This is a genomic window from Vibrio atlanticus, assembly GCF_024347315.1.
In the GTDB taxonomy this organism is placed as follows: domain Bacteria; phylum Pseudomonadota; class Gammaproteobacteria; order Enterobacterales; family Vibrionaceae; genus Vibrio; species Vibrio atlanticus.
This window is the reverse complement of record NZ_AP025460.1, coordinates 1,521,115-1,534,311: the sequence shown is the minus strand read 5'-3', so window position 1 is coordinate 1,534,311 and position 13,197 is coordinate 1,521,115. Positions and strand designations below refer to the sequence as shown.

General features: G+C 43.5%; 9 protein-coding genes and 1 riboswitch. Of the genes, 7 read left to right on the top strand and 2 right to left on the bottom strand.

Annotated features, from left to right (window positions below; all coding sequences use genetic code 11):
• Window positions 1-17: 17 nt before the first annotated feature.
• Window positions 18-1,673 carry a sensor histidine kinase gene (locus OCV30_RS06840; protein ID WP_065679863.1) on the bottom strand — a complete coding sequence of 552 codons (1,656 nt, stop codon included), beginning with the start codon at window positions 1,671-1,673 and terminating at the stop codon, window positions 18-20.
• Window positions 1,674-2,289: 616 nt separating this feature from the next.
• Between OCV30_RS06840 and OCV30_RS06835 the strand changes: the two genes are divergently transcribed.
• The 6 genes from OCV30_RS06835 to OCV30_RS06810 all read left to right on the top strand — a co-directional run bounded on the left by OCV30_RS06835 (window position 2,290) and on the right by OCV30_RS06810 (window position 9,657).
• On the top strand, window positions 2,290-2,517 hold the full coding sequence (locus OCV30_RS06835) for a hypothetical protein (RefSeq protein ID WP_009846577.1): 228 nt from the start codon (window positions 2,290-2,292) through the stop codon (window positions 2,515-2,517).
• Window positions 2,518-2,730: 213 nt separating this feature from the next.
• Window positions 2,731-4,176: a TolC family protein gene (locus OCV30_RS06830; RefSeq protein WP_017089070.1), complete on the top strand. Its 1,446-nt coding sequence runs from the start codon at window positions 2,731-2,733 to the stop codon at window positions 4,174-4,176.
• A 3-nt stretch (window positions 4,177-4,179) separates the two neighbouring features.
• Entirely contained in the window at window positions 4,180-5,154 is a 975-nt protein-coding gene (locus OCV30_RS06825) for an HlyD family secretion protein (protein ID WP_065679864.1), read from the top strand.
• Window positions 5,155-5,161: 7 nt separating this feature from the next.
• Window positions 5,162-6,454: an ABC transporter permease gene (locus OCV30_RS06820; protein ID WP_065679865.1), complete on the top strand. Its 1,293-nt coding sequence runs from the start codon at window positions 5,162-5,164 to the stop codon at window positions 6,452-6,454.
• On the top strand, window positions 6,451-7,605 hold the full coding sequence (locus tag OCV30_RS06815; RefSeq protein ID WP_065679866.1) for an ABC transporter permease: 1,155 nt from the start codon (window positions 6,451-6,453) through the stop codon (window positions 7,603-7,605). Before OCV30_RS06820 ends, OCV30_RS06815 begins: the two co-directional genes overlap by 4 nt.
• Window positions 7,606-8,115: 510 nt before the next feature.
• Window positions 8,116-9,657, top strand: a complete 1,542-nt coding sequence (locus tag OCV30_RS06810) for an alanine/glycine:cation symporter family protein (protein WP_065679867.1) — start codon at window positions 8,116-8,118, stop codon at window positions 9,655-9,657.
• A 477-nt stretch (window positions 9,658-10,134) separates the two neighbouring features.
• On the opposite strand, the gene OCV30_RS06805 is transcribed toward OCV30_RS06810, so the two are convergent.
• Window positions 10,135-10,869, bottom strand: a complete 735-nt coding sequence (locus OCV30_RS06805; protein ID WP_065679868.1) for a chromosome partitioning protein ParA — start codon at window positions 10,867-10,869, stop codon at window positions 10,135-10,137.
• Window positions 10,870-11,508: 639 nt separating this feature from the next.
• Window positions 11,509-11,643: riboswitch (glycine riboswitch) on the top strand.
• Between the two features lie 128 nt (window positions 11,644-11,771).
• Between OCV30_RS06805 and OCV30_RS06800 the strand changes: the two genes are divergently transcribed.
• A complete protein-coding gene (locus OCV30_RS06800; protein ID WP_017101086.1) occupies window positions 11,772-13,142 on the top strand; it encodes an alanine/glycine:cation symporter family protein in 1,371 nt (456 codons plus the stop codon).
• Window positions 13,143-13,197 lie beyond the last annotated feature (55 nt).

The following is a 13,197-nucleotide window of genomic DNA, read 5'->3' as shown; positions in this document are numbered from 1 at the left end:
CGCTCCGTGCTCAATTATTATTGTTGTTCTTCTTTCGGTAAATACACCGTCATGCGTGACCCAAAATCAGGGTTATCAACCATTTCTAATTGCCCTTGATAACGATCTGCAAGTTGCTTAATGAGATACAAACCAACACCTCTGTTCTGCTTCGCTTTGCTCGATACGCCTTTTTCGGTGAGTGCTTTGGTCGCCAAGTCTTTCGGCAAACCACAGCCCTTGTCTTCTACTTCTACGATAATTTCATTGCCAAAATCACTGATCGACACATCGATTACGCGACGAGCTGGTGCTATTGGCCCTTCTTGTTTAATCGCCATCATGGTGGCATCAAACGCGTTATCAATCAGGTTGCCAAGAATCGTCACGACATCCTCTGCGTTTAACCAAGCGGGTAATGCCTCAAGCCTTGACCCCTCTTCAACTTTAAGCTCCAAACCAATCTCTCGAGCTCGCTCTGTTTTGCCTAAAAGCATGCCTGCAATCAATGGATCTTTCACCGTCTCTCTTAAGAACTCAATTAAGCTCTGGTAATGAGCGGTTTCTTGACCAATCAATTGTTGAACAGAGTCCAGCTCGCCCATCTGAATCAAGCCACTAATGGTGTTTAGCTTATTTTGATGCTCATGGGTTTGCGAACGCAGTAGATCAGCATACTCTTTGGTTTGTGAGAGCTGGTCTGTTAAATCGTTGATTTCATCTCGCAATCGGAAGCTGGATACCGCCCCAACCACCTCACCAGCCACTATAATTGGGCTGCGATTAGCAATGATTCGCTTATTGTTCAGGTACAGCTCAACATCATGATCAGTGTCACCCGTTGATAACAGCTGCTCTAAATCACTGCCCACCAACACATCTGATAGACGTTGCTGATGGAGTGCTTTATCTCTGTCTATCGATAAAATATCGCAGGCACTCTTATTAATTGAACGCAAAATACCGTTCTTATCGATACTTAAAATGCCCTCTTTCACAGTACTCATAGTCACATCAAGTTCTACGTATAAACGGCCAATCTCTTCTGGCTCAAAGCCTAAAATAGCACGCTGAAAACGACGAGATACATAGCTTGAAATCACAGCATTAACCGCAACCACCAGCAAGGCCATCACAATCAAAAAGGCTAAGTAAGGTTCAATTCGATCTTGCAAAGAATCCAATAGATAACCCACCGACACTACCCCAATAACGGCACCTTGGGGGTCTTTTACCGCAGATTTACCACGGACAGAGAAGCCAAGTGAACCTTTAGCCGTCGACACATAAGACTCGCCCAATACCAACGCTTTTTGGTTATCGCCACCACGCATTGGTTTACCGAGCCTGTCATCATAAGGGTGAATCAGGCGGATACCTTTGTCATCTCCCACAACGATAAACGCCGCGCCAATGAGCTGGGTAAGGTTTCGAAATTTAACTTGAGTTTCTTCAGGCAGAACGTAGGGAACGCCATTAGGATCCAACGTTCCATTTCCTTGAATAATGCTGGTGACAAGTGGCGATTCAGATAGAAATTCAGCAACACCTAACGCTTTCAAACCCATCTCTTGCTCTTGAGATTGTTTGATGTAGTAAAAACCAGCACCTGAGAGTATCAAAAGCTCAACAAGACCAGTGACCGTCATGATAATCAGTAACCTTTTACGGAAACTGATACTGCTCCATTTCATATTCCACCGTCCCTAGTGTTAGACGAATGATGTTAACACCAAGTTAATCGCATGACCTTTCTAGGTACGTGAATTTGTGACTGCTACTCAACTAAATAATTGAGCAGGTTGTTAATTGATAACCCTTTACGTTATTCACTTCGATTAATCGTTCATTTTTAGAACGAATTAGCCTAAAAAGAAAAATAAACGAATAAATATTGAGCTAGATCACTAAGCTTTTAGGTGTTTTTTAGGTTGTTTAAAATAAATACAATTATAATAGTTGCATATGAAGAAGTTCGTTGTTGCCAAGCCATAAGTCATGATTTTCAGACCGCGCTTTAAATCGAAATTTAGATTAACAAAAAGGCAACAACCCTTCGCTCACTGGACGTATCTATAACTAAAAGTTGCACGCTCGTCGTTACGATTGTTGAACAAACAGGTTACCTACCTAACCTCATTCATACATCTCTATTTACGCGACAGGCCAGTAGACAACTCAGAGGTGACAGATAAATCAGCGCCCAATAATAAAACATTGATGAGCAGGAAGTATCGATCAGTGGCAACGTCCAATAGAAACAGGATAAAAAACATAACGTATAAACATTGTTGAAAAGGAAACCAGGCAATGAAACGCGATAACTTTGGAATTTGTCTTACTAAGACTATGCTGTTCAAACACTTACAATCGACTTTTACTCATGTAAGAGCCTATGAGAAAGACGGAACCTCTCCTCTTGATCTCAAGGTATTGTTAGCGTTCCCGCAAATGTCAGGTAGAGATTTATTACAAACAATGCAAGGTTCAAGACAATTGGTGTGGCGCGCCGATCACCATTGTCCTAGCTTTAAATAAGCCACTTCATTTTGTAAGAACACTTCTATACTGAACTTAAAGAGCACGCTTTGTCGTGCTCTTTTCGTTTCAGTGATCTTTGTAGCCCACATCACGTACTTTATTACATTAACTTAACGAGTTATGAGAGTTTCTAAGCATGTGAGACAATCATCTCAAGACAAATGACTATCACCCTGTTAACATTAGAGCTAATACTCTAAATGGTATTTAATGCAGATGACCAAACCAAAATTTCGATACCTTGCGATCGCCAGTATGCTTCTCGGCACCATGACTTCGCCAGGCTATGCTGCCCCGCTCACTTTTTCTGAAGCGTGGCAAATATTACAAGAAAACAACAACTCACTTGCGGCTCAACAAGCCAACGTTGAACGTTATCAACACCTTCAGAACTCAACGAGTAGCCTCAACTTGCCTTCTATCACCTTAGGGGCTAACTACACGCACCTTGATAGTGACGTGACGATTAATGGTGAACAGTTTTCAAACAGTTTGAGTGGCGTACCAAATTTGGGGGCTATTGGAGGGATTCTTCAGCCCATATTAGGTGGCGTTACCTCAACGATTACAGAACAAGACATCTTTAGCTCTTCCATTCGCGCGGTTTGGCCTATCTTCACAGGCGGGCGAATTACCGCGGCGCAAAATGCAGCTGAAGGTAAAAGCGAAGAAGCGCAAAGCCAGCTGTTGATGGAAAGACAAGCTCGCTACGAAGACTTAAGTAAATATTACTTCTCGGTGATCTTAGCGGAAGACGTCGTGAAAACGCGTCAAGCCGTTGAAGCTGGCTTAACTCAGCATCGTGATTTCGCCATCAAGCTTGAACAACAAGGGCAAATCGCACGAGTAGAACGCTTGCAAGCGGATGCTTCACTAGACAAAGCAGTTGTCGAGCGAACTAAAGCTCAAAACGATCTTAAGATTGCTCAATTAGCGCTGACTCAAATCCTTGGTCAGAGCCAAAGTGTAGAACCTTCAGAGCAACTGTTTATCAATAAGAACCTGCCTCATATGGATGTGTTCATTGACCAAACACTCATGACCTATCCCGGCCTTAAGATTCTTGATGCAAAAGAGAAACAAGCAAGCAGCTTAATTAAGGCAGAGAAAGGTAAATACTATCCAGAGGTATACCTTTACGGTGACTACAGCCTGTATGAAGATGACTCTCTAGCCAGCGAAATGAAACCCGATTGGTTAGTTGGCATTGGTGTGAATGTGCCGCTGCTTGATACTTCTGGCCGTTCAGACAAAGTAGCCGCCGCTCACAGTGCTGTCTCACAGGTTCAATTCCTGAAGTCGCAAGCTAAGCAAGACTTAACTGTGTTGGTACAGAAGACTTACCTTGAAGCAAACCAAGCAATTGAAGAGGTTCAAGGCCTGAACTCAAGCTTGGCTTTGGCTCAAGAAAACCTATTACTCCGTAAAAAAGCCTTCACACAAGGGTTATCTAATTCGTTAGAAGTGGTTGATGCAGAGCTCTACCTTGCGAGCATCAAAACCCAGCAATCTGCTGCGCGATTCAAATACCTAATCTCTCTGAACAAGCTATTAGCGCTAACTAGCGAAATGAATGCTTACTCGAGTTACTTAACCTCTTCTGTTCCGTCTGACTTCGACTCAAAAACAGACACCGATAGCCAGTCAAAAGGATAATTCATGAAACCTATTAAGCCCCTTCTTCTATCTTTAGTTGGTATCGGCGTTATTGGCTGGGTCGGATACAGTTTTTACCAAGCTTATCAACCTCAGCCTGTTAAGCTTCAAGGTCAAATCGATGCGCAGCAATACAGTATCTCCTCGAAAGTACCTGGCAGAATTGATGAAATATTCGTGCGTAAAGGCGATTCAGTTGAAAAAGGCGAATTGATCTTTTCTCTTCTTAGCCCTGAGATTGACGCGAAGCTAGAACAAGCAAAAGCAGGTCAAAAAGCTGCGGGCGCATTAGCAAAACAAGCTGAGAATGGTGCGCGTACTCAACAGATCCAAGCAGCTAAAGACCAGTGGTTGAAGGCAAAAGCAGCAGCCGATCTCATGGACAAAACTTATCAACGTGTCAATAACCTTTACAACGATGGTGTGGTTGCCGAGCAAAAACGCGATGAAGCCAAAACACAGTGGCAAGCTGCGAAGTACACTGAAAGCGCTGCGTTCCAAATGTATCAATTAGCACGAGAAGGTGCGCGTGACGAAACCAAAGTCGCGGCCGCTCAAAAAGCGTTAATGGCAGCTGGCGCAGTAGCGGAAGTTGAAGCTTACGCAAAAGACACACAGATCCACAGCTGGTTTAATGGCGAAGTCTCTCAGGTTCTATTGAGCAGCGGTGAACTCGCACCACAAGGCTTCCCTGTTGTCACTGTTATCGACACCAAAGATGCTTGGGCCGTGCTCAATGTGCGTGAAGATATGCTTAAGCATTTCGATAAAGGCAGCCAGTTTGAGGCATACCTACCAGCTCTGGATAAATCATTAACTTTCCAAGTGACTCACATTGCCGTAATGGGTGATTTCGCGACTTGGCGTTCAACAGACGCAGCACAAGGCTTCGACTTACGCACTTTTGAAGTAGAAGCGCACCCTGTCGATACCAACGAAACACTGCGTATGGGCATGAGCCTAGTGGTTGAGCTTTAGGTGACGTATGTCTGCTAACTTTCGATCGATAGGCTCGCGATCTAAAGGCTCACAATCTAGAAGCTCACAATCTAAAGGCTCGCAATCTACAGCCTCGCAATCAACTGAGCATCATAGAGCGAAGAATACCTTGCTTAGGCAGTGGGCGATTGTCCGCAAAGACAAATGGTTGTTGTCTTGCCTAACTTGGATACCTTTACTGCTTGCTGCCAGTATTTGGCTGATTTTTTCGCAAGGGATCGCTCGTGACTTACCGGTTGCGGTTGTTGACTTGGAACACAGCCAAATTTCGCAGCAGTTCACACGCCTTGTTGATGCGTCACCAACGCTGCAAGTCACTCAGAAGTACAGCTCGGCGAGTGAAGCGGCGAAAGCGATGATTGAACGCGATATCTACGGTTATGTTGTGATACCAAGGCATTTTGACCGAGACCTTCTGCTCGGATTGAATCCGCAAGTGTCTGTGTTCTACAACAGTCAATTTATCTTGATTGGCAAACTGGTGAACTCGGCTCTGTTGCAGGCTCAAGGAACATTCAACGCGCAACTCGAAGTGGTTAAACAGCTTTCACACGGTGATACCACGGTACAATCTGCATTGGGGCAAGCGGTAACGGTACAAAGCCAGATTACGCCACTGTTTAACAAGAACACCAGCTATGCTCAGTTCTTAGTGTCTGCGGTTATTCCGGCTCTATGGCAGATCATGATTGTGGTGGGCACGATATTGGTTTTGACGGCGAACGTTAGAGCTCGTGGTCTTCATGCTTGGTTATCCAACGCCCCGATGAAATCACTAACATCAACACTAACGCCCTACCTTGTCTTGTTTTTGATGTTTGGTATCGCGTTTAGCTTTTGGTTCTATGTCCTCTTAGACTGGCCGTTTAACGGCAGTTTTGTGGCACTGACCGTCGCCCAACTGCTTACCGTCATCAGTTGTATCATCATGGGTTGTTTGTTTTTCTTCTTAACGCTTGATCCAGCGAGGGCGATGAGTTTCGCTGGCGCCTTTACAGCGCCAAGCTTTGCGTTCATGGGCATTACTTTCCCAGTCACCGACATGAACACGGCAGCGCAAATCTGGAGAAGCTTATTGCCCGTGAGTCACTACATCGAAGTACAAACAGCACAATCCAGTTATGGCGTGACCGCGGCACAATCGCTAATCAGCCTCTCCTCGATGTTGTGGTATGCAGTTCCTGCTTTCGTGGTGATGTTATTAATTAAGAAACATCTAATGCAAGCATCACTCTCAGATAAAACTAAAAACGAAGCAGAACAAGGAGTAAAACGATGAGCTTTACTCAACTACTCAAGCAAGAACTGTTAGCGGTACTGCGCAACCCTGTTGTACTTCTTACGGTATTTGGTGGTGTGTTCTTCTATTCATTCTTGTATCCGTTGCCTTACGTAAACCAAGTTCCTCAACAGCTTAAAGCTTCCGTTGTGAACTTGGATAAGAGCCAAAGCAGCTACCAGTTAGAAAGAATGGTAGATGCCACATCTCAAATTGACTTGGTACGCCGCGACTCCACCATCGCCGATGCTAAGCAAGCTGTTCTTAATCAAGAGATTGGTGGGTTCCTCGTCATCCCAGAGAACTTCTATAAAGACTTGCTCCTAGGTAAGAGCCCGACGCTTTCTTACGCCGGTGATGCATCTTACTTCTTGGTCTACGGAACCATTGTTGAAGGGCTTGCCAAGGCTGGTGGCACGTTAGCTGCGCAAGTTAAAGTCAGCCACTTGTTAGTTGAAGGTGTGCCGTTAGAATCCGCAGCCAAAGGCTACAGCGCGTTTAGCTTGAACCTAAAACCAACCTTCAATAGTCGCATGGGCTACATCGATTACGTAGTTCCAGCGGTGTTTGTGTTGATCCTACAGCAAACCTTGGCTATGGCTTCTGGCTTAATCGGTGCAACACAAAATGCTCAATCTACGTTTGGCTATTGGAGTAAGACCTCTTCGGCGAAACTGATGCTTGCTCGCTGTTGTACCTTAGTTGGCATTTATTACCTGTTGTCGATGTATTACTTCGGCGCAAGCTTTTCGATGTATGGCATTAACCTACTTGCCTCCATAACAAACATTTTGACCTTACTGCTGCCCTTCTTATTGGCCAGTTGTTTGATCGGGATTTTTATTGGTGAGCTAGTGCCAAGAAGAGAGTTAGTCACGGTTGTGGTGTTAATCAGTTCAATGCCGCTGATCTTCTCTTCAGGTTTTATCTGGCCTGTTGAAATGATGCCTGAATGGTTAGTACTGCTGTCACAGTTATTCCCAAGCACACCCGCTATCCAAGGTTTTTTAGCGCTCAATCAGATGGGTGCATCTTGGCAAGAAGTAGCGTCTCAATGGACATTGCTATGGATACAAGTCGCTCTATGGGGCTCGTTACTCGCACTTAAGCTTTACCACAAATCGAGTAAACGTATCATTGGCTCTGTTTAAATCTAGTCTCTATTCGTCAATCACTGAACCTCACGCTCATCGAAACCATTAACAAAGCTCTGATAAAGGGCTTTTTTAATGTCCTTTAGCTTGATTACATCTTCAGTTATCAATTGTTTAAACACCTCCACTATCATTCACCTTAGTTCATGCTATAACAGCCACTGCATATGCCTTTTCCAACCTAAAAAACACCTGCTTATTCCCAAACAATGACAAAACCCGAACAATTGTAAATTTATTGTAAAAAAATCTTTGATGGTATTATTTTTGTGTATAGGATTATCAGTAGGACTTGGCAGGCCGAATGCCATAGTCTAATTGGTGCACATACCAAAAGGATATCCATATAAAGCAAGATCAGTACTCATATTTATTTCATTTTTCGACCTAGCTACAGCCGTTTATGTTGCCGTCGAATTGCAATAAATAAGTCGCTGAAATGTAAAAAATCAAATAGAAAAAACACAACAGTAACAAACATAATTTAATAAAAAGACAGGGAAAACCATGAAAAACATACGTGAATTATTTTTGGGGTTTATATTATTATTTAGTTCCAGTGCATTTGCAGAAGAAGGATCATTTAATCAAGCTATCAGTAACTTAAGTCAAAGTGTTGATGGTTTTTTCAACGAATATACAGGTTGGTTCGTTGGACTGATATTTAAAAGCGTACCGGTAGGTGAAGCAAACTTCCCAATTATTGTTGGCTGGTTACTGCTCGCTGCGATCATCTTTACTGTTTACTTTGGCTTTGTTCAATTTAAACGTGTCGGGATGGCCATAGACATTATTAAAGGTAAGTACACAGACCCTAACTCCAAACACGAAGGGGAAGTTTCTCACTTTCAAGCGTTAACAACCGCGCTTTCTGGAACTGTTGGGCTTGGTAATATTGCCGGTGTGGGTGCTGCACTCGCAATTGGTGGTCCTGGTGCAACATTCTGGATGATCTTGTGTGGTCTTCTGGGTATGGCGTCTAAGTTCTGTGAGTGTACCTTAGGTGTGAAATATCGAACTATCCTACCTTCAGGTGTGGTTTCCGGTGGTCCAATGTACTACCTAAGCCAAGGTCTTGGTGAAAGAGGGTTGGGTGGACTAGGTAAAGCCCTTGCTATTGGTTTTGCATTAATGTGTATTTTAGGCGCATTGGGCGGCGGTAACATGTTCCAAGCTAACCAAGCACATGCCATGTTAACTTACGCATTCGATGTACCAAGTGAATACGGTGTCATCACAGGCCTTGTACTCGCCGCTTTAGTTTTCTCTGTGATTGTTGGTGGTATGCCTTCTATCGCATCGGTAACGGAAAAAGTTGTTCCTTGGATGGCTGCTCTGTATATCGGTATGGCTCTGATTGTTATCGGTTCTAATCTTGATCAAGTGGGTCCTGCGTTCAGTGCAATCTTTACAGGTGCGTTTACTGGCGAAGGTGTGGTTGGTGGATTCATTGGTGCCTTAATCCAAGGTCTAAAACGTGCAACGTTCTCAAACGAAGCAGGTGTAGGTTCAGCAGCTATCGCTCACTCAGCGGTTAAAACAAAAGAGCCAATCACTGAAGGTCTAGTATCACTATTAGAACCGTTCGTTGATACAGTCATCATTTGTACAATGACAGCCTTGGTTATCACTATCGCTGGTCTAAATACAGGTCCATTCGATGGTTCTGGCTTAACGGGTGTAACGCTTACTGCTGCATCGTTTACTGAAACGGCAGAAGTGTTCAAATACACACTCGCTCTAGCGGTAATCATGTTCGCGTTTTCTACCATGATCTCTTGGTCGTACTACGGTCTTAAAGCGTGGACTTACCTATTTGGTGAAGGCAAAACAACGGAACTGATTTTTAAAGTGATGTTTTGTGTGTTTGTTGTTATCGGTGCGACGATTCAGTTTGGCGCGGTAATCGACTTCTCTGACGCAGCTATCTTTGCCATGTCTATCTTCAACATTCTTGGTCTGTACTTCTTGATGCCAGTTGTGAAGAAAGAACTGCAATCATTTGTTGCTCGAGTTAAATCTGGCGAAATCAAAACTTACGAAAAATAGTGACTCGTCAATAATTTATTGTCGAATAACACTGTTCTAAAAATTTTTGTAAGACCCTTTGCTTGAGAAAGCGAGAACAGTACTGCAACTTAAAAAATCCCTACAGGCTCTGCTTGTAGGGATTTTTTATGTCTGAAGAGAAAATCAGCGGTACGCCTATAAGCTTTGACGACTCAGCCTAATATCATACCAATCGTAGTAAATAACTGGCCACCCTAGCTTGTTAAAAACCTCGATAACTTCGTTAGAATTTTTGATTGTAGAATAACTACTTATCGAAAAATTCCGCCTTGTTCTCAAGCTTTTTTCCTACGCTATGCTTGATCACTTACTTACTGTGATTGGTATCAGACCCGTTTTTATGTACTTACTCTCGAAAAATTGAGTACAACGCAAAACGCCCACATCACGTGTGCGATGTGGGCGTTCAAATTCTTACTGCAAGCAGTCGTGATATAGATATATTAAGCGCTCAGCTTATAGACCCATCTCTTCAGTTAGCGTTTTAATTTGCTTGATATCCATGGTGTGAACTTCAATCATTTGTCTGATGTCACTTAAGCGGGAATTGGCATTATCCTGTTTCTCACAGGCGTCAGATTTTGTATCCCATGACGTACCATCTAAGAAAACATCACACGCTTTCTTCAAAGAACCAAGATTCTGTTCAATGTCATCTCTTTCTTTCTCGAGTTTTTCAAGCTCTTGAGATATCTGTAATTCTTTGCGGAAAAGCTCACGCGAACGTTCAAAAAGGGTCGACTGCATATCAGCTTGACGGCTCAACTTTTGATTATTTTGTTGAGTTTGTTCTAACGTTTGCTTCTGTTCGTTTAACTGCTGCTCTAACGAGTAGTTTGCTTTCTCTAAAACTGCAGATTGTTTCGCTAAATCTTGGAGTTCTTTTTGATGCTCTTCTGCCTGTTTCACTAGAGCAGCTTCTACTTTCGCATCAATTTCGGTATCAACTTTTGCCACATTCTCTTCAACTGATGTCACCAACTGAGTTTTACTATCACGCAGTTCTTGATAACGAGTTTCTAGTACCTGATAAGTAGATTCCCACTTCGAAGCCGTGACTGTAGATCCGATTAAGCCTCCTAACGCCAAACCGATAACCGCAGCAATGCCGATATAGAGCTGACTACGTTTATCGCGTTCCTCAATAACAACCACTTCATCTTGTTCGCCTTGTCCAGATTGCTGGTTCACTAGCGGGTACTCCCAAAAATTTGTTTAACGTTACACGGTCACTGATACTGATACTGATACTGATACTGATACTGATACTGATACTGATACTGATACTTTAAGCTCAGTTAAACCTATTGCCCAAGCCAGAAGCACTTGAGCTTTGCTAACACGTTTATCCTATCTGCTCACAGACAGACTTAACGAGTTAACTCCGAAATCATCAGGCTGGCAGTATACAAAAGGAAGCTGCTAACGATAACTATCACTACCCATTTTTGCAGTTTTTCGTTTGTCCGGTAACGAAACAGCACAAATGCCAAAGCCAATAAAAAAACAATCGCTATTAATCGAGTCATAACTCCTCCTTGTTTCTCTATTTTATACCATTTAAATAAGCAAGTTACGTCAGAGACTCGTTGTTTGATCATTTAGTTGAACAACATTTGAGCAAACAGATATTTTGTAGCTGACATCACATTTTATATGATCTAGGATACGCCTACAGATTACCTAATTATTTAGGTAATTGTTCCGATGAAGACTGCAGGAGAGTGGTTTTTAACTAAATATTAACATTTAGTTAGATAAACCCGCCGAAGAAGTAAATCTTTCAGGCGCTTTATGCTGGAGAAATCCAGAAAAGTGAGGACTGTCGTTGGAGGAACCTCTGGAGAGAACCGTACTACTTTTTTTGTAGCAAGCGGTCGCCGAAGGAGCAAGCTTAGTGCCCGTTACTTATCTGTAAGTGATTCGCTAAGTGAAACTCTCAGGCAAAAGGACAGAGGAGTGGAAAGCAACAGCCTTAATTAACAAAAGAATTCTATCTAGAAATCCGTATGTATTAAGTAGTGCTCCCGATCCCTGTGATCTGCACTGCCTTCCCTCTTCTCCTTAAATTTTATATTTATTAAGGGGAATCTATGAACCACCTACAAGCTACACTACAAACCATCAACCAATTCGTTTGGGGACCACCACTACTTATTCTGCTAGTGGGTACAGGTATCTATTTTACTTTTCGCTTAGGCTTACTCCAGTTTAGACACCTCCCAACCGCGCTAAAAATGGTGTTCAGCAAAGACAAATCCGGTACGGGTGACGTATCAAGCTTCGCCGCTTTGTGTACAGCGCTTTCCGCAACGATTGGTACAGGCAATATTGTAGGCGTAGCGACCGCAATCAAGATCGGTGGTCCTGGCGCCCTATTCTGGATGTGGCTTGCCGCTGTATTTGGTATGGCGACCAAATACGCAGAATGTCTACTTGCTGTTAAATACCGTAGAACCGATAGCAATGGCGAAATGGTTGGCGGCCCAATGTACTACCTGCAATACGGTGTTGGCTCAAGAATCTTAGCGGTAATGTTCGCTGTCTTCGCGTTAGGTGTTGCCTGCTTCGGTATTGGTACCTTCCCACAAGTCAACGCTATCTTAGACGCAACTCAAATTTCATTCGGTGCTTCTCGTGAGATGTCTGCTGTCGTTCTTACGATATTGGTGGCAGTTGTAACCCTTGGTGGTATTCAATCTATCGCTAAAGTAGCAGGGAAAGTCGTTCCTACGATGGCGGTGATGTACGTCGTCGCGTGTTTAAGCGTTCTTATTTCAAATGCAGACCAACTACTGAATGCCATTACCCTTGTTGTTACCTCTGCGTTTACTAATACAGCAGCAACCGGTGGTTTCTTTGGTGCGAGCATCATGCTTGCTATCCAGTCAGGTATCGCTCGTGGCGTGTTCTCGAACGAGTCTGGCCTAGGTAGCGCACCAATGGCAGCCGCCGCGGCTAAAACAGACTCATGTGTGAAACAAGGGCTTGTCTCTATGACAGGCACCTTCTTCGATACCATCATCATCTGTACGATGACAGGTCTGGCACTTATCTTAACAGGCGCTTGGCAGACGGACCTTTCTGGCGCTGCGATGACCACTCACGCGTTCGCTGTTGGTTTGAATGCAGACACCCTTGGCCCTATGTTGGTTTCTGTTGGCTTAATCTTCTTTGCGTTTACAACAATTTTAGGTTGGAACTACTACGGTGAGCGCTGTGTTGTTTTCTTGCTGGGTACCAAAGCAGTATTGCCTTACAAGATTATCTTCATCGCCTTGGTTGCTTCTGGTGCATTCTTAAAGCTCGACATGATCTGGATAATGGCGGATATCGTGAACGGCCTAATGGCAATTCCGAACCTAATTGGGCTTATCTTACTGCGCCATGTTGTTATCGAAGAAACCAAGCTATTCTTCAAACCGTTAACTTCCTCAAAGGATTGCGAAGCAGTTAAAGCATAATAAGAATTGAGCGATCAAAAACGCCCGCAATGATGTGCGGGCGTTTTATTGTAAA

What these genes read in the sequence shown, in the direction of transcription:
- OCV30_RS06830 (WP_017089070.1), top strand. Translation starts at nt 2,731, where the DNA reads ATGCAGATGACCAAACCAAAATTTCGATACCTTGCGATCGCCAGTATG.
- OCV30_RS06800 (WP_017101086.1), top strand. Translation starts at nt 11,772, where the DNA reads ATGAACCACCTACAAGCTACACTACAAACCATCAACCAATTCGTTTGG.
- OCV30_RS06810 (WP_065679867.1), top strand. Translation starts at nt 8,116, where the DNA reads ATGAAAAACATACGTGAATTATTTTTGGGGTTTATATTATTATTTAGT.
- OCV30_RS06825 (WP_065679864.1), top strand. Translation starts at nt 4,180, where the DNA reads ATGAAACCTATTAAGCCCCTTCTTCTATCTTTAGTTGGTATCGGCGTT.
- OCV30_RS06835 (WP_009846577.1), top strand. Translation starts at nt 2,290, where the DNA reads ATGAAACGCGATAACTTTGGAATTTGTCTTACTAAGACTATGCTGTTC.
- OCV30_RS06840 (WP_065679863.1), bottom strand. Translation starts at nt 1,673, where the DNA reads ATGAAATGGAGCAGTATCAGTTTCCGTAAAAGGTTACTGATTATCATG.
- OCV30_RS06815 (WP_065679866.1), top strand. Translation starts at nt 6,451, where the DNA reads ATGAGCTTTACTCAACTACTCAAGCAAGAACTGTTAGCGGTACTGCGC.
- OCV30_RS06820 (WP_065679865.1), top strand. Translation starts at nt 5,162, where the DNA reads ATGTCTGCTAACTTTCGATCGATAGGCTCGCGATCTAAAGGCTCACAA.